This window comes from Shinella sp., from assembly GCF_035998705.1.
GTDB lineage: Bacteria > Pseudomonadota > Alphaproteobacteria > Rhizobiales > Rhizobiaceae > Shinella.
Genome location: NZ_DASYHH010000019.1, coordinates 1 through 23,052, shown reverse-complemented (window position 1 = coordinate 23,052; position 23,052 = coordinate 1). Strand labels below are relative to the sequence as shown.

The 23,052-nt window shown below is 57.9% G+C and carries 22 protein-coding genes and 1 riboswitch; of the genes, 10 read left to right on the top strand and 12 right to left on the bottom strand.

Annotation, left to right across the window (positions count from 1 at the left end):
* The first annotated feature begins 52 nt into the window (after positions 1–52).
* Positions 53–607, top strand: coding sequence for a hypothetical protein (locus VGN93_RS14505; RefSeq protein ID WP_327508008.1), 555 nt, complete (start codon positions 53–55; stop codon positions 605–607).
* A 179-nt stretch (positions 608–786) separates the two neighbouring features.
* Here the strand turns inward: VGN93_RS14505 and VGN93_RS14500 are convergent, their stop codons facing one another.
* The 5 genes from VGN93_RS14500 to VGN93_RS14480 all read right to left on the bottom strand — a co-directional run bounded on the left by VGN93_RS14500 (position 787) and on the right by VGN93_RS14480 (position 5,513).
* Entirely contained in the window at positions 787–975 is a 189-nt protein-coding gene (locus VGN93_RS14500) for a hypothetical protein (protein ID WP_327508007.1), read from the bottom strand.
* Between the two features lie 149 nt (positions 976–1,124).
* Positions 1,125–2,390 carry a site-specific integrase gene (locus VGN93_RS14495; protein ID WP_327508006.1) on the bottom strand — a complete coding sequence of 422 codons (1,266 nt, stop codon included), beginning with the start codon at positions 2,388–2,390 and terminating at the stop codon, positions 1,125–1,127.
* 452 nt (positions 2,391–2,842) lie between these two features.
* Positions 2,843–4,582 carry a hypothetical protein gene (locus VGN93_RS14490; RefSeq protein ID WP_327508005.1) on the bottom strand — a complete coding sequence of 580 codons (1,740 nt, stop codon included), beginning with the start codon at positions 4,580–4,582 and terminating at the stop codon, positions 2,843–2,845.
* Position 4,583: 1 nt separating this feature from the next.
* A complete protein-coding gene (locus VGN93_RS14485) occupies positions 4,584–5,111 on the bottom strand; it encodes a bifunctional DNA primase/polymerase (RefSeq protein ID WP_327508004.1) in 528 nt (175 codons plus the stop codon).
* 192 nt (positions 5,112–5,303) lie between these two features.
* Entirely contained in the window at positions 5,304–5,513 is a 210-nt protein-coding gene (locus VGN93_RS14480; RefSeq protein WP_327508003.1) for an excisionase family DNA-binding protein, read from the bottom strand.
* A gap of 45 nt (positions 5,514–5,558) precedes the next feature.
* Here VGN93_RS14480 and VGN93_RS14475 point away from each other — a divergent pair, with 45 nt between their 5' ends.
* A complete protein-coding gene (locus VGN93_RS14475; RefSeq protein WP_327508002.1) occupies positions 5,559–6,131 on the top strand; it encodes a hypothetical protein in 573 nt (190 codons plus the stop codon).
* 251 nt (positions 6,132–6,382) lie between these two features.
* Here the strand turns inward: VGN93_RS14475 and VGN93_RS14470 are convergent, their stop codons facing one another.
* The gene (locus tag VGN93_RS14470) at positions 6,383–8,101 is read right to left on the bottom strand and encodes a DUF6119 family protein (protein ID WP_327508001.1); all 1,719 of its coding nucleotides are present in this window, start codon (positions 8,099–8,101) and stop codon (positions 6,383–6,385) included.
* 413 nt (positions 8,102–8,514) lie between these two features.
* On the opposite strand from VGN93_RS14470, the gene VGN93_RS14465 reads away from it, so the two are divergent.
* From VGN93_RS14465 to VGN93_RS14430, 8 genes are all read left to right on the top strand, one after another.
* Positions 8,515–9,180, top strand: coding sequence for a hypothetical protein (locus VGN93_RS14465; RefSeq protein WP_327508000.1), 666 nt, complete (start codon positions 8,515–8,517; stop codon positions 9,178–9,180).
* A gap of 305 nt (positions 9,181–9,485) precedes the next feature.
* The gene (locus VGN93_RS14460) at positions 9,486–10,859 is read left to right on the top strand and encodes a DNA cytosine methyltransferase (protein WP_327507999.1); all 1,374 of its coding nucleotides are present in this window, start codon (positions 9,486–9,488) and stop codon (positions 10,857–10,859) included.
* A gap of 4 nt (positions 10,860–10,863) precedes the next feature.
* A complete protein-coding gene (locus VGN93_RS14455) occupies positions 10,864–11,976 on the top strand; it encodes a hypothetical protein (protein WP_327507998.1) in 1,113 nt (370 codons plus the stop codon).
* A 29-nt stretch (positions 11,977–12,005) separates the two neighbouring features.
* Entirely contained in the window at positions 12,006–12,449 is a 444-nt protein-coding gene (locus VGN93_RS14450) for a very short patch repair endonuclease (protein WP_327507997.1), read from the top strand.
* 185 nt (positions 12,450–12,634) lie between these two features.
* Positions 12,635–13,813 carry a hypothetical protein gene (locus tag VGN93_RS14445; RefSeq protein WP_327507996.1) on the top strand — a complete coding sequence of 393 codons (1,179 nt, stop codon included), beginning with the start codon at positions 12,635–12,637 and terminating at the stop codon, positions 13,811–13,813.
* A 3-nt stretch (positions 13,814–13,816) separates the two neighbouring features.
* On the top strand, positions 13,817–14,995 hold the full coding sequence (locus VGN93_RS14440; RefSeq protein ID WP_327507995.1) for a hypothetical protein: 1,179 nt from the start codon (positions 13,817–13,819) through the stop codon (positions 14,993–14,995).
* 434 nt (positions 14,996–15,429) lie between these two features.
* A complete protein-coding gene (locus VGN93_RS14435; RefSeq protein WP_327508134.1) occupies positions 15,430–15,831 on the top strand; it encodes a MarR family winged helix-turn-helix transcriptional regulator in 402 nt (133 codons plus the stop codon).
* A 57-nt stretch (positions 15,832–15,888) separates the two neighbouring features.
* Positions 15,889–17,193, top strand: coding sequence for an MFS transporter (locus VGN93_RS14430; RefSeq protein ID WP_327507994.1), 1,305 nt, complete (start codon positions 15,889–15,891; stop codon positions 17,191–17,193).
* Between the two features lie 14 nt (positions 17,194–17,207).
* Here the strand turns inward: VGN93_RS14430 and VGN93_RS14425 are convergent, their stop codons facing one another.
* The 6 genes from VGN93_RS14425 to VGN93_RS14400 all read right to left on the bottom strand — a co-directional run bounded on the left by VGN93_RS14425 (position 17,208) and on the right by VGN93_RS14400 (position 22,774).
* A complete protein-coding gene (locus VGN93_RS14425) occupies positions 17,208–18,224 on the bottom strand; it encodes an aldose epimerase family protein (protein ID WP_327507993.1) in 1,017 nt (338 codons plus the stop codon).
* A gap of 94 nt (positions 18,225–18,318) precedes the next feature.
* Complete coding sequence (locus tag VGN93_RS14420) at positions 18,319–18,771, bottom strand: GNAT family N-acetyltransferase (protein WP_327507992.1); 453 nt, start codon at positions 18,769–18,771, stop codon at positions 18,319–18,321.
* 2 nt (positions 18,772–18,773) lie between these two features.
* Positions 18,774–19,697, bottom strand: a complete 924-nt coding sequence (metA, locus tag VGN93_RS14415; protein WP_327507991.1) for a homoserine O-acetyltransferase MetA — start codon at positions 19,695–19,697, stop codon at positions 18,774–18,776.
* A 59-nt stretch (positions 19,698–19,756) separates the two neighbouring features.
* Positions 19,757–19,834: riboswitch (SAM riboswitch) on the bottom strand.
* Between the two features lie 99 nt (positions 19,835–19,933).
* The gene (locus tag VGN93_RS14410; protein ID WP_327507990.1) at positions 19,934–20,182 is read right to left on the bottom strand and encodes a hypothetical protein; all 249 of its coding nucleotides are present in this window, start codon (positions 20,180–20,182) and stop codon (positions 19,934–19,936) included.
* A 108-nt stretch (positions 20,183–20,290) separates the two neighbouring features.
* Complete coding sequence (locus tag VGN93_RS14405; protein ID WP_327507989.1) at positions 20,291–22,111, bottom strand: ABC-F family ATP-binding cassette domain-containing protein; 1,821 nt, start codon at positions 22,109–22,111, stop codon at positions 20,291–20,293.
* 3 nt (positions 22,112–22,114) lie between these two features.
* Positions 22,115–22,774 carry a thiamine diphosphokinase gene (locus VGN93_RS14400; protein WP_327508133.1) on the bottom strand — a complete coding sequence of 220 codons (660 nt, stop codon included), beginning with the start codon at positions 22,772–22,774 and terminating at the stop codon, positions 22,115–22,117.
* Between the last annotated feature and the right edge of the window lie 278 nt (positions 22,775–23,052).

The following is a 23,052-nucleotide window of genomic DNA, read 5'->3' as shown; positions in this document are numbered from 1 at the left end:
GCTTTTCGACCATGTTTTTTGGAAAGTTTTTCGTTTCAATAGGATAGCTCAGATGAAGAAGACTGCCCTCGCCGCCGCACTGCTTGCTCTGCCGTTCATTGCCAGCTGTGCTCCCGTGGAGACCAAGACCAGTTTGATGACGCCTGTCGGAACCCAAATCCGTTCGGCCGGTCCGGGCGACGTGGTCATGTCGTTCCAGTCCCGCAAAGCGCTGCCCAATGTCGTTGGTGGCGCAGACATATTCGGCCGCACCACGAATGCTGGAGGCACGACGGTTCGCTTCGTCGGCACGCAAGGCTCGCGGGCTGTGTTCGAGCGGATGGACGTCACCGTTGAAAGCAACGCCACGACGATGAGCGAGAGCCCAATGATCATTCCGCAGTCCACGACGACCACGGTGCAGGGCACCGTCGGCCGGACCGACGTGTATGGAACAGCCCGCTCGACCTCCTACCAATACATTCCGCCGCGTGGCTCGTCGCAATACGCCACGGCGCAGCGGCCAATCGCCATTACGCTCGGAAACGGCCAGAGCGTCACAATCCAAGGCCGGACGCTGCGCGTTGTCAGCGTGTCAGCGAATGCCCTCAAATACGTAGTGGAATAGTCCGCTCTGTTGCGCGGCGGTTCGCCCAGGGGGCTCGCCGCGTATGAGCGTACAGGCCGTCAGAACATTGCGGTGTCGCTTGGGGCCCCCCGACACTGCCCAAACAGCCTGATAGGGGGGAGGGTTCGGCCCACCGGGTCCGAACGTTGGAAGCGGAAAACGGGCTCAATATATAAGGGTCAAGCGGTGATAACGTCGTCCGCCGTTTCGGTGTCCACGATGGCAAAGTCCATGGACTGGCAGATGCCGAACGCGCGGATGGACTGCTCGATGTCGGCAGCTTCAACGCACGTGAACGCTGCGGCTTCAGCCAGTTTCATGATCCGACCTTCACCCGTCGCGTTGTCGATGACCAGAAGGTAGTCCATGCAAAGTCTCCCGCTTTGGGGGAAGTAAAACACGCCGAAATTCCCGGCACAATTTATCGCATAATTACAGCCACATACGGAACGGCCTCCGGCAGCAGCGCCACCGGAGGCCGTAGGGTGTAGGCTAGGCCGTAGGCAGGCAGGCGGCGCTAGGCCTGCTGGCGTACGGCACCCTGTGGCACGTAGGCCCGCTCCAGGGCGGCCACGGCGGCGGCGCCACCACGCACCGCCTGGGTGTAGTGTCCAAGCGTCACGGTCGGATTGGCATGGCCGGCGATCTGCGCGACGAGGCCAACCTCAATGCCCTGCGCCTGAAGGGTCGAGATGAAGGAATGTCGGGCGCTGTGCGGCGTTACGTAGGGAAGGCGGAGCTTCTTGAATGCCGGTTCCCAATAGCGCTTGCGAAAGTTTTGGTAGAGCAGCGGCCCCCCGCCACCGACGCGCAGCTTCGGCCATTCCTGAAGGCGACCGGGGCCTGGGAAAACGCGGTGCAGCTCCTTGCCCTTCCTCGGGCAGCGAAGCCGCCACTCCAGTAGCATCTCGCGTAGCGTCGTACCCATGGGGATGTCGCGCGTCCCGGCCTCCGTCTTGGTCATTTCCGTCAGCGAGCCGTCCCGCTCCTGGATGCGGCGGATGCGAAGGACGTTTTTATCGAAGTCGACCTCACTCCACAGCAGACCGAGCTGCTCGGACGGGCGTGTACCGGCAAGGAAGGCGAAGGCATAGTAGATGCCGTGTTCAGCATCGAGTTTGGCCGAGGCGATGAGCTTGGCGATGTCCTCGGATGTCAGGATGGCTTTCTTCGGCTTGTGTCGAGCCCGCGTGAGGCCGGTGGGCATGGACGGCGCGCGAACACCGAAGTCCTCTTCGGCCAACCCCAGGATGGACTTGAGGTGCGACTTTGCCCGGTTGGCGGTGTAATTGCCGCACTGGTCGACAATGGTTCGATGCCAAACGCGAATAACCGCCGTGGTGAGGTCGGTGAGCTTGATGTCGCCCAAAAGCTTGAGGAAGCGCGCGCCCTTCGGCGCGACGCCGCTTTCGGTGTAGTCGGCGCGTTCTTGCCGGGTCCCCATCAGCAACGGGCCACGGATTGCGCCATTCGCCACGACCTTGTACCCCTTCAGCGTAGAGGCCTTGACCTGCCCTTCCTTGTTGGCGAGCCAGTGGTCTAGAGCCTTGGAGATGGTCGGAGCCGTCCGCTCGTCTACGTAGCTGCCCCCGGCGACTTGGACGAGCAACGCATTCCGGAAGGCCTCTGCATCCTTCTTCTTGTTGAAGGCGCGGCGGCGGCGCTTGCCGGTCTTTGGGTCGCGATACTCGGCGTAATATTGCGGGTATGAGGCCACGGTCCCGCTTGCCAGCTTGCGACGGCGGGTCGCTGTGGTGATGGAAACGTTGGTGGTGTTGTTCATGGGATTCTCGCTGTTTAACGTAAAAAATGGCGAGGAAAACACGGCGACGGTAACCGGCACAATGAATCGTCAGTTGCGCCCGAAAGGCCCCTCTGCGGCCCGGATTTGTAACCAGCCGCGTAACCTTGCCATGGATTGGAAGGGCGAGGCCCCGACGAGACGGGGCCTCAAAATGGTGCGGATTCCCCGGTCATCCGGGTTGAAATCGCAGTGTGAACGACACGCGGTATATTCCCAGGTGGCCGCGCGGTGCGGACGCCCGACCACCACCCGGCACCGCCGGAAGGCTGGTTTTGAAGCACTGCAAGTGTGGCTGGTGGCGCTGGTGTGGCCACCCTGCGGCTACGGGCGGGGCCAGTATGCCCGCCGCTGCGCTGCTGCCACGGACACACCTTACCCCCTAGGGGTGGCGGGGCAGCGCCACTGGCACCACCAGCTACACTCACGTCGGCCTAACTCATCCTCTTCAATATGGCGTCTTGTTCCGGCGTGTATTCCGTCTCCTCAATCCAGATGCGCAGCGGCCGCGCCCGGTTGGTTCGTGGCTGAAGTTCAACCATGATGCCAATTGCCGCCATACCCGGCGCAAGGCGCTGGAGAGCGTTGGAAAGGTGCGACGGCGTCTGCGGCAGAAACTGCTCGATTCGCTTGTAGTCGTCTCGCAGCTTGTCATGTAGCTCCCCCACCGTGCCTTCATAGGAGCGCTCGGGTCCGCTGAGATCCAGAATGCCAATAATCTTGCGGACGAGCGGGTGGTTGATCGTGTTCTCGATCTTTGCTTCCTTGACGCTCGCCTCAAGCGCTCGGAGGAACGTGCCGGCCGGAAGACCAGTCTCCGGCTCTGCGGCAATAAGCCATTGCGCGGAGTCCGCCATTCGGACTGTCGTCGGAGGTTCCACCTCGTCAAAGCGGCGCATTGCCACGCTGACGATGTTGAACAGGCAGCCGAGAATACCCGGCAGGATTTCCTCAAAACGTGTGTTGATGGCCTTTTCGGTTTGACGCACGCTTTCGGGGATGGCCGGGAGGTTCAGAACAATCGAGCGGTCGAGTAGGTCATGCTGACTGGCGAACTCGCCAATGCCGTTGATGATGATCGGCACGGAATTCTTGAACATACGCTGTTCGTCGTCGGTGTAGTATTTGCGGGTGCTGAAGCCGCCACCCGTCAACATGGCGCAGAGGAAATCCGAAAGGTCCCAGCGCACGGAAGAGGCGTTGTCGTAGACGAGCAGCCTCGACATAGCCGCCTGGATCGCCAAGGTATGCTCGTCCTTGGGCAGGCGCTGTTTTTCGATCGCGTTCGGGTCGATGATACGCTTGATGATCTCGCTGACTTTACTTTTCCCGCTGCCGTATGCGCCACTGACCAAAAGCGCCATATAGGGATGTGTGGGCTTCAGCGATACGATCAGGAATGCCAGAAGAAGGACCCAGTTTCTTTCATCAAGGTTGAGCAGATCGCGGAGCTCGACAAGTTTTCCATTGCGTTTGGGTACTGCCTGAACAGCGAAGCCATCAGGACGGTAGAAGTAAACGGGTAGATTCTGGACAAGCGTCCAGCCCGTGCTCGCAATCTTCACGACGGTGCCGTCTAGTTGGCCAAGGTCGTAATAGACCGCATCAGCCGTACCCGCGATGCGGACGTGCACTTTTTCTTCGGGAGAATCGTAAACGGCCTCTGCCTCCATAAGGTCTATGATCTCGGAGACGGCTTCTTTGCTGAGCGTTTTGCCAGTTTTGCGGTAGTAGCGAAGGAGGATGAGGCCTCTCGTTGCCCCGGAACGAATCGGATGGCAGATCGTACCGTGTTCCGGCGACGTCACGGCCATGAAGCCGACATTCTGCTCCGTGTGGAACAGCGTAATTTCCGGCCCACGAACGAGGCTTAGGCCTGTTTCCGCAGCGGAGGGCTGTTTGTTACCGGACTTCTGCGTCACATAGCCGTTCTTGATACTATCCGCGACCATCTTCGGGATTTCTTCGAGCGTATTACCTTTGTAGTCTGGCGGAAGGAAGCTGGCGACGATATCCCTGATCCACCCTACTTCCTGGGTGTGCGGCACGATTTCACCGACGAAATGAAAGGCCGGCATATGCGTATCGCGGCCGGGGATGAGCTCGGCCGCGTGGTTGGAGTTGAGCACTGCTTCCATCATGGCGACGGGGACGACTGTAGTATTTTCTCTCATGTCATGCCTCAATGATCGGAAGTTCGCGATAGTCGACCTCAAGGAGCGGCCGGCCTACCCAGCGGTAGGGTTCTTCGGTGTCGGGATGGACAGTGGGCGGGAGGACAAGCAGTCGCTTGTCGGCGAGGAATTCGCCGACCTTGACGCCGTGTTCGCCTTTTGTTTTGAAGGGGCGGTATTTTCCATCGCCCCTCAGCCGGACGAAATAGGCAATGCCCTTAGCGCCGATTCGCCCAGAGGGTGGATTGCGAAGCAAAGCTTGGGCAGCGCGAATATAGTCATCGCGATCGATATCAACCGCCGCAAGGCGCGTGCCATCGGGGAACGGGGAACCGAGCAACAGGCCGATCCCCCAACGGCTGTAAGCTTCGAGCCAATTGTCCAGTTCCCCGAGCTTGCGCTCGGGGTCCGGAGTTTCCCACTTCTTTATGCGGCAGGCTTTCGTGCCGGGATTGATCGGCCTCGGCCAATAGTTTTTGGCGCGATAGAGCGGGGCAAGCACTCCAAAGACCGTCGTCGGATCAACCATAGTGATCCTCCAGGCGATTCTCCTCAGAGATTGGACCCGTTCGCCCCAGGTTAACGATCACCGTTATTGTCAATGCCGGCGCCGACTTAGCCGGATTGCCTGCATTTTCGCTCGGCGCGGCGTGGCCGAAGAGCGGCCGAGCCAAATATTCGACAGGGTCATCGAAGTTCGGCGAAGAGTAAGGCTTACGCATTATTCGACCCCTTCCTGACGACTGGAGTCGATGTAGGCGACGACCTCAGACAGCTTCACGAGGCGGCGCGAATTGTAGGGCAGGTAGTGGGGAATACGGCCACGCTTAACGAGGCGCTGGATATGCCAGTATTTGGCTCCTACTTCTTCAGCAGCTTCTCGGATAGTGATCGGTTTTTCCGGGCCCGACAAACCGTTTTGTTTCTCCATGTGACCTCCATAGGTTATGAGGAGGTCTGTGTAGATATACGGAAGATGGCCGCGCGTATGGGGAAAAACTCGACAGATATTGTTGATGCCGTGCCGAATGACGATGAGGCGCTTGATTGCGGAGAGACCGTCGGTCGCGGTGTCCTCGACAAACTGTTGCTCGCTATCATCGACGCCAACACGGAGCCTGCGGCCTCAGACGTGGCTGCCCAAAGACGTCGAAGTGATCGCCTGAGGGAAGCGCGCGTCGCGTTGCTTGGCCAATCAAACCCGGAAGGACGCCCGCCAGCCTCAGACGAAGCCATCCTAAGATGGATTGGCAACCAGCACTATCGCGATCGCGCTCGACATGACATGGCGAAGATCATGAACCAGACGGTGCCAAAAGGTCGCTCAGACCGAAAGCTTATTGAGGCGGCGATCAAACACTTCCACCTGCCTGAAAACGCCCACGACAGGTTGAAAAAGAAGTGGAGAACTGCTCGTCAAAAGTGGTTGGACGTAGCTATGTATCATGACGATGTGCCTGAGGCGCTCGATATCAATCTTCTCGAAGCAGTCCAGAAAGCTCTGTTGAAAGACGGCGTGTCGATGGAGCTAAGCAACATTGGACGGTGACGGCGCCGCTGGTCGCCTGTGCTTATAGCTGCGCTCACCGTGTAGGACAGCGTCTGGGGAGGGCTTCTGCGGGGTAGTCGCGCGCCCGCGTAGCTGCGCTACCACGAAAAACTGGGGTATGGGCGTTGGTGAGGCATGGCGGACACGAGGTACGGAGGTTCGTGACAGATATGCGGCCATTGTCGGATCGGCAGCTTTTGAAGAAAGCGGCGCGACAGTGGACGTCACCGGCCGAAATCAGGGTAGTTGGCTCAAGGGCCTAGAATGACTTTCCGGAACACGATTCCCATGTTGAAGCTGCGATCCTCAGTCAAAAAGCGGTGGCTCTGCATAAGCTCGTATCGCGACATGAACGGTAGCTTCTTAAGCGAGAAATCGTCATTATCGTGGAGCACGCAAAACACGACCGAATAGTCCTTTTCGTTGAGGTCCGCCTTCTTCTCCGGGATCAGTGCAAGGAAGCCGGCCTTCTCCTTTGCAGCATTGACGGGATTTACGTCGGCATGGATCCATGCGGCGATCCCGGTGCGGCAGGCGGTATCGGTCGAAAAGGCGTGGGCGTAGAACCTGCCCTGCGTGAATAGGTGGCTAATCGACGCGGCGCCTGAGGAGTAGCGTTTGACGTGAATGATCGAGCGATCGGCATGCAGCAGGTCGCACACTTCGTATCGACGCTGCCCGGCGATATCGAGCTTGGCCTTGTCGAGGAGATAGAGGTCTGCACAGTCTTCCGCCGCACGAACGTTGAAAACCTCCTCGCGATTCTCCTTGCGATCGGCCTTGTAGATGTTGATTCCTTGCGGGAGGTACGCCGGGTCAAGCAGGAGATCATGTTCGTCGAAATACCGTTCGACGGACGCTTTCAAATCCTCGGACACTTCCCGCCATTGCCCCGACGAGAGAACAAAGGTCCGCCCTTTCCATTCGACCTCCGCTACCAGGCATCGGTAGGCATCCCAGCGCACGAAGGTGCGATCGAGCTCGGGATTGTATTCAAATATCTTCCACCCTTTGATGCGGGTCTCGTCGAGATCCTTCAGCCGGCGACGCTTCACGGCGATCAAGTCGGCGATGCGTAGGTCGTCGAACGTCTCGATCTCTTCGTCACCGTCCTTCTCGACATAGGTGAACGAACTGTTGTCGCCGACGAGAAATTCTGGCGGTGCGAGATGAATTGCATTAAAATTTTTAGCTTCAATGGCCCCGCAGAGCAGGCGGTTTAGCTCCGCAATTACGCCCGGGTCGCTCTCGTGCCGAAGGATATCGTACACTTTGAGGTCGGTTTTGGTGTAGTCGTCTGAGACATATCGCTCTTCGAGTTTTCGACAGAGCTGCGCCAGATAAGTCCAGGTTACGTCCTGATCCTTCGGGAACTTAATGAGGATGCTGTCTTTACCGCGGAAGGAGTCGACCAACTCCTTGTATTCCGTTTTCACATGGCCAGAGATCGTGCGGAGGAATTCGGACTCAGTATTGACGCCAAACACGCCGAGGCTTGCCCCGGTGCTAGCCTGCCGCTCGGTCTGCCGGCTGATCGCCTCATGCGCGGACGTCTGGATCCGCCGCAGCTTCTCGGCGTCGCATATGTTCATTCCAACCTTAATACCGAAGTCATAGATGATTTGTTCCTTATCAAGGAAGCTGTCGCCATGCTGGCCAAAGGCGGCCGCGTAGAACACATCATCCGCGCCATCCTTACCGATCACCCGAAGTGCCATTAGGGCGCGCGGATATTTGTTGGAAGCCTGATAGGTATATTTCTTCTCTGCGAAGCCGGAATTGAGAAAACGAAGCCAAGGGATGTGATCCTCCGTCTTCTGACCGCCTCCCGCAGGGTCATATTTGATGTACCCCTCGAATTCTTCGTTCGGCTCGATGTGTGTATAGGTTGCCAGACCACCCTTCAAAAAACCCTCGAAATTCTTATCATCCTTAATCCGGAAAAGTGTGATTCGCTTCATGTCCGACATAATATCCACCCCCGAGCGACTACTTATACATCAAATCACACAGAAATTTAATTTCAATCGCCTACCCACAAGATGGTGGTCAATTTTGCAGTGACAAAATAATAGTTCGACGAAATTGCTCTATTGGATGCTTCGCGTTGACGTTGACTGGCGTGTGCTTTCGATTTCTTTTCAACTAATTTTGTTGCCCATAGTTCGACGGACGAGAATTCTTATCCGCGATAATATTGGTGATGCCTAGTAGGTGCGGGCGAGCTGGTTAAGTGCATCGCCAAATTGCGTATAAGCTGCTAATTCTCCCTAAAATTTCGGTGTTTGCCACGAGGTTATGAGTTGGTGAACTGGATCACCCTCGTGCATCGCCAGAAATATTGTATTGATGGTTGTAGCTCCATCTAAGGAATGTATGCGACATGTCTGTTCTGGATGCTCCTCTCCGAAAAGTGCTGCAGTTGTTCTATGCATCGCCCCCCTTGCGGCGATCAATTTTGAAAGATGATATTCGTCTTGACCGCAAGAAAGACGTTGGCGGCAACCGGAGCCAAGGGGGAGATTTCCATGCCCCCTTTTGGTCAGATGTGAAGAAGCACATCTCGGGCGATGGTGATCTAGCGCAGCGGCTCGATGACCGCATAAAGTCTAACCGAAACTATAAGCGACTGTATCCACTACTGAGAGAGGGTGTTCTCGAACTGCTTAGTGCAAAGTTGCGTTGGTCAAACGAGCCGGTTGAAATCATCCCACAAAGCGTGCACGGCAACCTTCGAATTGATGATTTTGGGGGCACAATCCGAATACGTGATGCCCTACATGCGCGAGTCAGGGGCGAATATACTCGTGTTGTATATCCGTACTTTAGCGAGAAACCTGCCCTCTCCGAAGAAGGCGGACGATTGGGCCTGTGGGTGATGCAAAATGCGCTGATAAAACTGGATGCGAATGATATGCGTATCATTGACCCACTGCGGAAGACCTTCTTTTCCCCGCAAACCACACCGTTGCAGGGTGATGAAGAGCTGGTGTTTCGTGAAAGATATCGATCACTGATCGGCGAATGGGAGCGCTTGAAACGTGAGTGAGGGTAGGTGGCTTGCGAGCCAAGCAGAGCCTTCGTCGTTCTCAGTCACATCGATAACGCCTTTTTCCACACGATTCTCGTCTCTCAATTTCGCAAAAGCATTACACATACCGATAGCGCTATTCGCTCGGAATTGGCTGCAGCGTGTATCCGTCAACTGCCATCACGCAGAAATACGCAACTGTTCACATGCCTTCCCGCCCAGTACCCTTGCGTATCCGCGCGTCGACATGAAAAATGACTTGGCGCGCGATTCGGAACATAATAAGAACATGCGTTAATCGTGGCAATTGGGGGATCAGGCGCATGAGCCGGAACAGCGGAAACAATATTGCTATCTGCGATGGGCAGCGTAAACCGAGGATTAGCAGGGCAAACCTGTCGGTGGTAGATTTGTTCTGCGGCGCGGGTGGCTTTTCCGAAGGCTTCCGGCAAGCTGGCTTCAATGTACTTGCAGGAAGCGACAACGATCCAGATGCGTTGGCAACCTTCGCGACCAATTTTCCTGAAGCTCGGACGGTGCTGGGTGATATTCGTCAGGATGCGATTAAGGAACGAATCGTAGACGCAGCGCGGCAGGCGACCGTGCTCGTCGGGGGGCCTCCCTGCCAAGCATTTTCGCAGATGCGTAATCATACCCGCATGATAGATGATCCGCGCAACGCCCTATATCGTGAATTCGTCGGCACGCTGCGCACTGCCTTGCCGCCAGCCTTTGTCATGGAGAACGTGACTGGCATGGACCAGATGGGTGTCCGCGAACAGATTCTTTCCGACCTCTCGCTTGACGGAGAATATCAGGTGCAAGCACAAGTCGTGGATGCCGCAGATTTTGGCGTTCCGCAAACCCGCAAACGTCTGCTCTTCATGGGTGTACGCCGTGAATCTGGCATGACAGCGCCGCTCCTTAAGGGTTCAGGTGCAACCGATTCTGTAGTTTTGGCTAGATTTACTGGAGATCGCAGACCACGTTACCAGCTAGTGGTTCAGCAGAATTTGTTGAGTATGCGTCTCGCTGAAGCCTTGGCCGATAGCGACGACCTAACCGCAGTTACCGCGGCGCAGGCAATTTCGGACTTGGCTGATCTTCCTGTCGGAAATAGGGACGACGATTTGAAATGGAGCGATTTGTCAGAACCTAGCAGTGCATATCAACGGCTGATGCGTGCTGACCCGCGTGAAAGTGCATTCAATTTGCAGGTTCCCCGTATCAACAAGGATACCGAACTGCGACTTTGCGGCATTCCACAAGGCGGCAATCACCGTGATCTCCAGGAAGAATTGCTCGGTCGCTATCTCACGGGGCAGCGTTGGGGACAAGACAACGGCAGTGGCAAACTTTCGAGGAAGCACTTCTACGCCTACCGGCGTCTTCATCCTGTATTGTGGGCATGGACATTGAACACTAAGGCAGATTGCGTCTATCACTATGATATTCCGCGAGCGCTTTCCGTGCGTGAAATGGCGCGCTTACAATCCTTCCCAGACCGATTCATCTTCGTAACTGATCCACGACGGGGAATGCTGGAGGGACGCCACGATGGGGGGCCGGCTCATTCGCGTTACCGACAAGTAGGTAACGCAGTGCCGCCGTTGCTTGCAAAAAGTGTAGCGCGAAGCCTGATAATTGCGCTTAATGCCTCTCTCAAACAGGAAAAGATTCGCGCGAAGGCAGGGTGAGTGAATGGAAGAGGAGGAAATCCTCCTGTCGGAACAGGTCGCTACAGCGGAAAAGGAGGCAGTCGAAAGAGCGTTTGGAGCGGAAAACCGGAATAGGCTCATCGACCGCTACTTCGGAACATCCACAAGCGAAGGGGTAACGACAAAAAATGCGTGGCAGCACGTGTACCGTTTGCTGTTGTGGTCCGATCCAACGACTGGTCTCGCGCATTGTTACGAAAGCGACAAGTCGCAGCCAGGCAAGCCATGGTATTCGCGCTCGCTAGCTTTTCACGAATGGATCTGTGCAAAGCTTGGTGCCGAACCCGGCGCCTTGGGCCATGAAATTGACTGGTTATTCATCAAAGCTTGTGCTGATCTCGCCGAAGCTATGCTTCGCCGCGAAGCCCGGCTAGCGGAGGTCGCAGCCCAACAGCGTCTTCCCTATCGGAACCGCGGATTTCCGGAGCCAGGGGCGGATCCAGAACTTGCAGCGATTATTTACGATACACTTGGACCTTACTTCGCGAGGGAACCTGAGGAAGACATTTGGCGGGCGGTTACTCAGAAGGCGCGCCAATTTCTCGCCGTGCAGAACAAGCGCAAGAATTTGGTCGGCGAGGGGTTTGAGGATGTTCTTGCGCAAGTGGTTCGGCGAGCCTGTGGCTTGGCAGAAGCTTCCGTCCGTACGCGAAGCCTGCTTTATGAGATTCCTGGCTTCAATCGTGCGCGGCAAGGCGGAAAGGAAAACAAGGTCGATCTTGCAATCATCCGGCCTTCAATGCGTACACTGGTCACCGCGAAATGGAGTGTACGGGCCGACCGTGAAAAGCAATTCCCGACTGAGTATGATGAATACATCAACGCGGAATCGGAAAACCGAAAGTTTCAGTATGTTTTCGTGACAAACGAGTTTGATCCTGCAAGGTTAATGCGCGCCTGCGAGAATCTCCACCGCAACAGCTTGATGTTCGATTACGTCGTTCATATCAATACAGATGCAGTACGCGCCACCTATGGCGACCTCTCGCGAGCGCGTGACAACTCAGGTAATTCTCGCCGCCGCGTAATCGAACATATCGAGCGTGGCCGCCTTATTAGCTTGGAGCAATGGCTCACCGCGTTATCCGGCCAGTGAATCAGCTTCGATCACTTGATTAGGTTTTGATGGATAAAATAACACCGAGCCGGCGTAGCGCGAACATGCGTGCGATTCGTTCCAAAGATACGAAGCCAGAGCTAATCGTGCGTAAGACGCTTAGAGCGGTTGGTTTAAGCGGCTATCGCCTGCACCGCAAAGATTTACCCGGACGGCCCGATATTACCTTTATTGGCCGCAAAAAGGCAATCTTTGTCCATGGGTGTTTCTGGCACGGGCATGATTGCCGTGAAGGTAATCGGCGACCTAAATCACGGCAGGGCTACTGGCTACCAAAGATAAGTGGCAATCAGGCGAGAGATGCGAGGCACCAACAAGAACTGGCAAGTAGGGGATGGGATGTTCTGATCGTATGGGATTGCGAAACGCGTTCGAGCGATCTGGTGTCAAAATTAATCAGTTTTATGAACAGCCGTCTTGGCCATGAAACGCACTCCTCTTCAGAGAATTGAGCCCTATATGCACCTCTAGTACCCCAAGAATTTTCGTACTGGGTATGGGGATCGGAGGCCACGTTCATCAAGTCGCCCGCTGAGAAGTGATGCTAAAGGCCCCGTAAAACATAAATCAACTATAGCAAATTTGTTCACCGTGTGATTTCCTTGACCGCCTGCTGTTAGATCAGGGGAGGATAGCAATGAATAGACGATCATTCATTTTGGGTCTTACAACCACACAAGTACTATCTCTTGCTGGAACTCGGTTAGTTTTAGCACAAGAGGATGACACGGTTGATGTTCCTTTCGTTTCTGAGAGAGCAGATTTTGCGGGTGCTTGGCAACGAGAAGATGATGGGATGGTGCTCGCAAGCTTCGTCTCACCGAAGATTCCGGATAAATACATAGCCGAGTTATCCTCTATTGCAGTTCCAGATCCTTCTGCCGTCCACCAATATATAAGCGCTAGAGCCCGTGTTCGAAATTCGAACTTCATCGATTGGTTCAATTCGGTCGTTTCTGGACGAAAGTACTGGGAAACGAAGCGCATTAGTGCTGACAGGGCACACGCCAACTTTGAGGCCTTTTGGAAGGCTTTCCTCCTCAGAAGGAACATGAACCTTCTCGATGTTTTCACCCACATGGCCATTTTTCTCAATGAGGTAGAGGGTAATCTTGAGCATCGATCCGAAGTAATTAATAGTGTGAGGCATAAGACTTCGCCTGGTATCTCATATTTATTCGACGCACTAACTATAAAATCCACTTTAGGGACATGGACTAAGCAGTCATATAACAAGAAGCCGAATAAAACCTGTCTTGATTGCTTCAATGACCCAGTCTTCACGAAGGCTTTTAGCCACTTAAAGTTCGGAAAGGAGCTATTCGGCACGAAAGATACTGTTTGGTCGAGTGCAGCCTATCCCAAGAATCAATATCCTGTCTCGCCGAGCGCTCAAGATAGTGGGGCCATCCTAGAGTGTGACTTCTTTAAGTTTCGCGGTCGGGGTATCATTCAGACGACATGGCGAGCAAACTATGCAGCTCTGATGGAGTACATAGTAGGATATGAGGGAGATTCTCCTGCAATCCAAAATATGCGCGATAAATACGTGTCGATGAGTATTGACGATTCGTTAACTGCGAGTAGCAACGACGATTGGGACGCAGTTTTTAAGGACGATTCTCGAGAGTTATTGACTTATGCAGTTTGGAAGCATGCTGAGCAGAGCAACTATTGGCTTTCGTCGGACCCTGATGTTGTAAACGGCACAGGTCGCGGGTCGATTATTCATTTTGGCAATAGTTTAGGCGGGAGAGGGTATGGACAGCGACTGCGCGCGCGCGTTTTTGCGCTCACTAACTCACTGCTGCGCTAGCCCATGCCTTACTATCTACGCCCCGTTATTGCGTTAGTATGCTGGGCGGTTGCGCATATCGCGCCCGCGACTGCAGCGACTATTGAGGTGACACTTAGTGGCGATAACGGCGCGGACGGCACCACCATAGTGTATTTATCTGGAACTATTTTGCCGGGCGACTACGACAAACTGAAAGCATTGACTGATCCGTATAGACCAGATCCAGCGCCTTCTACGGACTCTCCTGTCCTGTTGATTCTCAATAGCGGCGGCGGCGATTTTTTTGAGGGGGTGAAGATTGCGGAAATGGTATGGCATCGCGGCTTCTCAACCTTGGTAGAGGGGAGCGGCGACTGCATATCTGCGTGCGCATTCATTTTTCTGGCGGGAAACTATACCCAGTATATGGGCGACCGAATGATATCGAGAGCTATCGAGCCCGGTGCGCGTCTCGGTTTTCACTCGCCATACAATGACCTTGATAAGGGACGTTTTGCTGAGGGCGTGGCTGCAATACAGCAACTTACTACTGCGCTAGGTACTGCTCTTCCGGGTGACCTGTTACAAAACGTATTGAAAACAGGCCCAGACGATACTTTTGATATCAAATATGTTGGTGATTTAATCCGATGGAATATTACTCTCGATCGCTATCAGTTCGAGGGAATACCGGTTCGGGAGGCTTTATATAACGCATGCGTTAATGACATTATGCTAAATGAGGGTGTTACAGTCCTTTCTGATGTGGGTGTCGGAAAGATTATTGCCAAGAATGAAGAACTTCCTATAAATAAGATGTCTTATGTAAATTTTGATTTCAATGAAGATACGTTTAAGGAACGCTACCAGATCCGCGCACCTGTAGAAGGACTTGCGCGAGGTCATTGGATTTCACTCGCGCCAGAAGACGACCAAGAACTCGCGGATTTCAGAAATAATACCAATATCAAAGACCTTTATGTGCTAAAGGCCGAAAGAGGTTCACAGGTGTTTTCCAATAATGTCGTTTTTACTCAAACAAGCGCATTCGCTGAATATGATGAGATGTATTCAGCCGTGTGCACAGCCTCCTGGAGCATTAATTCAAAGGAAGTCTCGGTCTCTCGAAGGCTCGAGAGAGTGTTCGGTGAAGAGATGCTCCTGCCAATGGGCGTGTTAATCAGCGAAATAGCACAAAAGAGGGTTACGTCCGAAAAATGACGTGATGTTTAATATTGGTGGAGGAATGGAAGCTGCTTCTTAGATAAGCAAACAGTCCAAACCGAAGGGCTTTTTCATCGTTGTTTCCCTATTTCAATGTGGGTTACCGCGTGGTCACCGTCTCGCCATTACACCGTATTCTTCATCATTTCCCGGGATTATCGTCCTCTTCAAATTTCCCCGCGCCTACAGCGCCCGTCGAAACGCGCACTCTTGCGCACTCCAGTGAACTATGCGATAGAGACACGCAGTGCGCGAACATCGCAATTCTTTGCTTGCCAAGGTTGGGGTCGGGCGTTCGAATCGCCTCACCCGCTCCATTCTTCCAAGACGTCGCAAGCCTCGGTTCGCCGGGGCTTTTTGTTTTTGGCCTCGGCGCCGCTGCCGTTGGGGCAACTCACTTGACTTCCAAGTTATTTCGGGCATATACCCGCATCATGTCGGCACCGTGTTATTGCAATCGTTTGAGGATGGCCAATCGGAAGTTGAGTGCGCTCTATGATGATGCGCTTGAGCCGATGGGGATCAATATTGCGCAGTTTTCGCTGCTGCGGAATGTCGCGCGGCGGCAGCCGGTGAGTTTGACGGAGTTGGGGCGGCATCTGGAGCTGGATCGCTCGACACTGGGGCGTAATGTCCGGGTTTTGGAGCGGATGGGGCTGGTCCGGTTCGGGCAGGGAGACGATCATCGCGAGGCGCTCGTGCTGATGAGCGAGCATGGGGTGGAGACGCTTCGGGCCGCGGTGCCGCTATGGCAGGGCTGCCAGGACGATGTGGCGGCGCGTCTCGGGCCGGAGAAGCTGGCGCTTCTGACGGAATTGAATAGCTTGCTGTGATTTTTTCGGTGTGAAGCGGGTATCTACCCGCAGATTGGGTGTTTCATGCAAAACGACATGTCTTTCGCCGGGACGACGGCGCTCTCGCGCTTCTGTGCCCGGCGCGGCATCCACTATGGCTGGGTGGTTGCGGCGGTCACCTTCCTGACGATGCTGGTGACGGCAGGCGCGGTCGGCACGCCGGGCGTGCTGATCGGTCCGCTGCAGCGGGAATTCGGCTGGAGCACGTCGGAGATTTCCTCCGCGCTTGCCGTCCGGCTCGTGCTGTTCGGCCTGATGGGACCGTTTGCGGCGGCCTTCATCAACCGGTTCGGGGTTCGGCAGGTGGCGAGCGCAGCACTTCTTCTGATCGGCGCGGGCATTCTCGGATCCTTCGTCATGACGGAGCTTTGGCAGCTCATGCTTCTGTGGGGGATCGTCGTCGGGTTCGGCACGGGACTGACGGCGCTGGTTCTCGGCGCGACGATCGCGACGCGCTGGTTTGCCACCCGTCGCGGCCTTGTCGTCGGCCTTTTGACGGCGAGCACGGCGACGGGACAGCTGGTGTTCCTGCCGCTGATGGCGTCGCTGACGGAAAGCATCGGCTGGCGGGAGGCGCTGACGGTCATTCTGGCGATGCTGGTCGTGGCGATGGTCGCGGTGCTCGTGTTCATGCGCGACTATCCGGCCGATGTCGGCCTTGCGCCCTATGGCGCGACGGGCGGGCTGCCGACAGCGCCGCCGCCGCGCCAGACGTTTTCGGCGATGCTGGCCTCTCCCGTCACCGCGCTAATGGAGGCGGCGCAGACGCGCACCTTCTGGGTGCTGTTCGGCACGTTCTTCATCTGCGGCGCCAGCACGAACGGCCTGGTGCAGACGCATTTCATCTCGCTGTGCAGCGATTTCGGCATCGCGGCGGTGGCGGCGGCCGGCATGCTGGCGATCATCGGCATTTTCGACATCGCCGGCACGATCGGCTCCGGCTGGCTTTCCGACCGCTACGACAGCCGAACCCTGCTGTTCTGGTATTATGGCCTGCGCGGACTGTCGCTGGTCTACCTGCCGTTCACCGATTTCAGCTTCTTTGAACTGTCGATCTTCGCGGTGTTCTACGGGCTGGATTGGGTGGCGACCGTGCCGCCCACCATCAAGCTCACCATCGACCGCTTCGGGTCGCGGGCGCCCATCGTCTTCGGCTGGGTTTTTGCAGGCCACCAACTCGGCGCCGCCTTCGCCGCCTGGGGCGCGGGCTTCACCCGGACGGCCTACGAGACCTACCTGCCGGCCTTCTTCATCGCCGGCCTGCTCTGCCTCGTCGGCGCGCTCGCCGTGGTGACGATCCGCGAGCCGAAAGTGCCGAAAGCGCAGCCGCAGCCTGCTTGAGCAGAAAGCGCGCTTCAGCCCTTGCGGAACACGTAGTCCGTCTCCTGCCACAGCGTCTCGCCGGGCCTGAGCACGGCGTTGGGGAAACCGGCGTGGTTAATGGCGTCGGGCCAGGTCTGGGTTTCCAGGCAGAAGCCGGCGAAGGGGCCGTAGCGGCGGCCGTCGAGGCCGGGTACGGGCGGCGCGACCTTCGCGCCGGTATAGAGCTGCACGCCGGGCTCGGTGGTCAGCACTGAAAGCGTGATGCCGGAGAGGGGGCTGCGGACCTCGGCTACCGGGCGTTTTGCCTGCCGCGCGGTCGAGAGGCAGAAATTGTGGTCGAAGGCCACGCCGCCTTCTTCGCTCTGCCGGCGGAGCGGCGTCCAGTCGCGCAGGTCAAAGGGTGTGCCGGCGACAGCATGGATCTCGCCGGTCGGGATCAGGTTTTCGTCGACGGGCAGGTAGTGTTCGGCCTGGAGGCGGATCTCGTGGCCCAGCGCGTCGGTGCTGGCGTCGAGGATGAAATAGCTGTGCTGGCAGAGGTTGACCGGGGTCGGCGCATCCGTCGTCGCTTCGTAGGTGACGGAGAGCATGCCATCGCCCGCGAGCCGGTAGGTGCAGATGAGGGCGCAGGTGCCGGGATAACCCGCGCGGCCGGCGGGATCGGTCAGTGTTAGCGTGACGAATTCGGCGCCCTGGTGTTCGACGTGCCAGTTCTGCCGGCCGGTGCCGTCGCTGCCGCCATGCAGGTGCGTGACGCCGCGCTCGTTGCGTTCGAGCTGGAAATCCTGGCCGTCGAGCGAGAACCGGCCGCCGGCGATGCGGTTGACGCAGCGCCCGGGCGTCGCGCCGAAATATGGGGAGTGCTCGCGGTAGGCGGCGAGGTCTTCGAAGCCGAGGACGAGCGGCGCGTCGTGGCCTTCGAGCCGGAGGTCCTGGATGACCGCGCCCCAGGTGAGAACATGGGCGGTGAGCCCGCCGCCTTTGATCGTGATGCGCTCGACCGCCTCGCCATTTTCCAGGCGGCCGAAGATTTCATTGCCTGAACCCACGCTTGCCTCTCCTCCGCCGGCTTTCAACGCGCGGCAACCTGCTGCAATTCTCCGTCGCCCGCAACCGAAAAATCATACTTTTCGGCGAGCGCCTTCAGAAGGACTTCTGGTAGATGATGAAGGGCGTCTTGTCGGCGATGCGGTCGTAGAGTTGACGCGCCGTTGCGTTGAATTCCTGCGTCATCCAGTAGACTTCCGGCGAACCCGCCTCCTTCGCCTTGGCATAGACGCCTTCGATCAGCGCCCGGCCGATGCCGGAGCCGCGCACCTCCGGGTCGGCATAGAGATCCTGGAGATAGCAGACATTGCTGAGCGTCCAGCAGGAGCGGTGGAAGAGGTAATGGGCCAGGCCGACCGGCTTGCCGTCGAGCGTGGCGATGAGGCCGCGGAACTCGCCGTCGCCCGTCTCGCCCGTCAGCCGGGCGAAGGTGGTGGCGAAAATCTCTTCCGGCAGCACCGTCTCGTAGAAGGCGAGATAGGCGGTCCACAGGCGCCGCCATTCGCCTTCATCGTCGGTGTGCAGGGGGCGAATGACGACACGGCTCATGGTCAGGCTCCTGTTCCGATGTTTTCCAGATCATAGGGCGTGGTCTGGTAGATTTCATTGATCCAGTTGCCGAAGAGCAGGTGCGCATGGCCGCGCCAGCGGTTCTGCGGCGGCAGCGACGGGTCGTTGTGCGGAAAATAGTTCTTCGGCAGCTTGATCGGCACGCCGGCCGAGACGTCGCGGAAATATTCGTCGGCAAGCGAGGTCGAATCATATTCCACGTGGTTGAAGATGTAGAGCCGGTTTCCGGCCTTCTCCTGCACGAAACACACGCCCGTCTCGTCGGAATCGAGCAGGATGTTGAGCCCCGGCACCGCATGGATGTCCTCGATGCGGACCTCCGTCCAGCGCGAGACCGGCACCTCGAAATTGTCGGAGAAGCCGTTGAGATAGACCGACGACGGCTTGCGATTGTGATGGCGGTACACGCCAAAGGCCTTTTCCTCCAGCGTGTGCTTGGGCACGCCGTGGAAATGGTAGATTGCCGCCATGGCGCCCCAGCAGACGTTGAGGGTCGAATGCACGTTGGTCTCGGTCCAGTCGAGGATGCGCTTCATCTCGTCCCAATAGGTGACGTCCTCGTAGTCGAGCGTCTCCACCGGCGCGCCGGTGATGATGAAGCCGTCGAACTTGCGGTGCCGCACCTCTTCCCACGTATCGTAGAAGGCGAGCAGGTGGTCTTCCGAAGTGTTCTTGGCGCGGTGGCCGCCGACGCGCACCAGCGACAGCTCGACCTGGAGCGGCGAGGCGCCGACGAGGCGCGCCATCTGCACCTCGGTCTTGATCTTGTTCGGCATGAGGTTAAGCAGCCCGATCTGCAAGGGGCGGATATCCTGGCGGATCGCCACCGTCTCGGTCATCACCCGCACGCCCTCGTTGACGAGGGTTTCGAAGGCGGGAAGCGTATCGGGAATCTTGATGGGCATGGGTCACTCGATCGAAAAACAAAAACCGGCCGCAACAGTGTTGCAACCGGTCCACGTAAGGTCTTCCTCGCGCGGCCCTTTAGCAACTTGTTTAACGTGGCTGCAAGCCGGCCGGCCAAATCACCACGAGCGCTTTAGATAGCGCTAGTTTCCGTGCGAATCAATCCATCCCCGGAAACGGGCAAGGCCCGGATGCGGGAAGCATCCGGACCTTGCTCCTTCAAAGCGTCGAGCGCTTAGTAGTAATCGTAGTGGCGCTTCTTGTAGTAGACCTTGCCGCCCCAGTGGCCGCCCCAACGGTGGCCGTAGTAGCCGCCGTAATGACGCTTGACGCGGTAGTGCCGGTTGTAGCCATGGTGGCCGTAGCCGTGGCTCTTCCAGCCGTAGCTCTTGTGACCGTAACCGTAGTAGCCGGCCTCGGACGGGGCGGCGAAGGAAACAGCGGCGACGACGGCGACGACTGCAGACATGATGAACTTGCGCATGGGACTCTCCTGATCTCTTTCGGGTTACCGGATGAGCTCCTCTCGTCCAGTGATCAGACTTTCCCACATCGCCCTTATCTGCGCTGTTTCGCATGGAACAGGCCTATTTCAGCCCTCCAGCTCCTCGCGCAGCATCTCCAGTTCCAGCCATTCCTCTTCCATCTTGGTGAGGGATGCGCGCAGCTTTTCCATCTCGGCGGCAAGCTTGTTGAAGGTGGCGGGATCCTTGGTGAAGAGCGCGGGATCGGCCATCTTCGCCTCGCGGGCGGCGATCTCCTTTTCCGCCTTCTCCATCTCTTTCGGCAGGTTTTCGAGCGCGAATTTCTGCTTGTAGGAGAGCTTCGCCTTGCCCTTGGCTTCCGCAGGCGCCGCGGTGTCGACCGTCTTCGCCTTCTCGGCCTTGTCCGCCCGGCGCTTCTCCTCGATCGCGCCGCGGCGCTGCGCCATCATGTCGGAATAACCGCCGGCATATTCGATCCAGCGGCCATCCGGGTTTTCCGGATCGGCGGGGGCGATTGTCGAGGTCACGGTGCGGTCGAGGAAATCACGGTCGTGGCTGACGAGCAGCACGGTGCCGGCGAAACCCGCGACGATCTCCTGCAACAGGTCGAGCGTCTCGATGTCGAGGTCGTTGGTGGGTTCGTCGAGGATCAACAGGTTGGTCGGGCGCGACAGGATGCGCGCCAGCATGAGGCGCGCGCGCTCGCCGCCGGACAGGTTGCGGATCGGCGTGCGGGACTGTTCGGGCTGGAACAGGAATTCCTTCATGTAGCCGGTGACATGGCGCTGCTCGCCATTGACGAGAAGCGTCTCGCCGCGGCCGTCGGTGAGGTAGTGCGCCAGCGTATCGTCGAGGTTCAGGTCCTCGCGGCGCTGGTCGAGGGTGGCGATTTCCAGGTTGGTGCCGAGCTTGACGGTGCCGCTGTCGGGCGAAAGCTGGCCGGTCAGCATCTTCAGCAGCGTCGTCTTTCCAGCGCCGTTCGGGCCGACGAGGCCGATGCAATCGCCACGATGCACGCGGATCGAGAAGGGCGCGACGATGGTGCGCTCGCCGTAGGCCTTGGTGATCTTCTCCGCCTCGATCACCAGCTTGCCGGATTCCTGCGCGTCGGAGGCGCTCGCCTGCACGCTGCCCTGCGGGCCTTTGTGGCCGCGGTAGCGCGAGCGCAGATCGTGCAGCGCGCCGAGGCGGCGCATGTTGCGCTTGCGGCGCGCCGTCACGCCGTAGCGCAGCCAGTGTTCCTCGCGCTCGATGGCCTTGCCGAGCTTGTGCTGTTCGAGTTCCTCGGCCTCCAGCACCTCGTCACGCCAGGCTTCGAAATGGCCGAAACCGCGGTTCAGCCGCCGCGACTGGCCGCGGTCGAGCCAGACGGTGGCGTTGGAGACCTTTTCGAGGAAACGGCGGTCGTGCGAGATGACGACGAGGGCCGAGCGGGTCGTTTGCAGCTCGCCTTCCAGCCATTCGATGGTCGGCAGATCCAGATGGTTGGTCGGCTCGTCGAGCAGCAGGATATCCGGCTCCGGCGCCATGACGCGGGCGAGTGCGGCGCGGCGTGCCTCGCCGCCCGAAAGCGAAGACGGGTGCTCGGCGCCGGTCAGGCCCAGATGTTCGAGCAGGTAGGTGACGCGGTAGGGATCGTCGCTCGGGCCGAGGCCGGCTTCGGCATAGGCGGCGACCGTCTCGTAACCGTCGAAATCCGGCGCCTGGTGCAGGTAGCGGATGGTGGCGGACGGGTGGCGGAACACTTCGCCGGACTGCGCTTCCGCCAGGCCGGCGGCGATCTTCATCAGCGTCGACTTGCCCGAGCCGTTGCGGCCGACAAGGGAGATGCGGTCGCCGGGTTCCACTTGCAGGCTGGCGCCGGCAAGCAGCGGCGTGCCGCCGAAGCTCAGGAAGATATCGTCGAGTTTGAGGATGGGCGGTGCCAAGGGTCAGGCTCCTGAAAGGTCATAGGGCCGGGCGATGAAGATCGCGCGGCCGGAGGCGAGCGAAAGGCGAACCGGGCCTTCCGCGACGTTGGAAATGGTGCGCGACGAGCCGAAGGGCAAGGAAAAGTCCTTCAGCGGATAGCGCACGTTGCCGATGTCGAGGCCGGCAAGCGGCGAGAGGCCGAGCACGGAAAACAGGCTGCCCTTCGGCAGGTCGATCTCGCGCGTGCCGGACAGCAGCGGCCAGGCCTCCTCCATGCCGGAGGTGAGTTTGACGGCAAAACCCTGCTCTTCCAGCGAGACGGCGTGGATGAGATGCATAAGTGCATGGTCGGAGCGCTCGCCGCCGAGCGCGCCGGCCAGCACGATCTTCCTGGCACCGCGTTCGATGGCGACGGAGACGGCGATGGCGCCGTCCGTCTCGTTCTTGGCGACGGGATAGGGCTGGCGCTCAATGTCCGGCCAGGCGTCGAGCAGTTCCGGCGGGGTGGAATCGAAATCGCCGACCCAGATTTCGGGTCTCACGCCGAGCGCCGCCGCATGGCGCATGCCGCCATCGGCCGCCACGAACCGCGCGCCCGCGACATCCGCGGCAAGGCGCGGCGTCGCCTGGAGCGCGCCTCCCAGGAGGACGACGAAGAACGGGTCTGTCGGTGCGGGCATGGTCATGGCTGATGCCCTTAGCGCATGTTCTCCAGAAAGGGAAAGATTTTGGCGGAACGCCGGGCGTAACCGCAAACGGCAAAGGACCCGGATGCAGGGGACATCCGGGCCTTCTGGGAGGTCAGTGGGGTGAGAAAGCTTACTTGCAGACCTTGATCTTCTTGATGATGACGTTGCCGTAGTAGTCGTAGGACTTCACCTTCTTGATGAAGCAGTGCGGCTTGTAGCCGTAGCTGTAATAGCCGGCCTGCGACGGGGCGGCAAAAGAGATGGCGGCG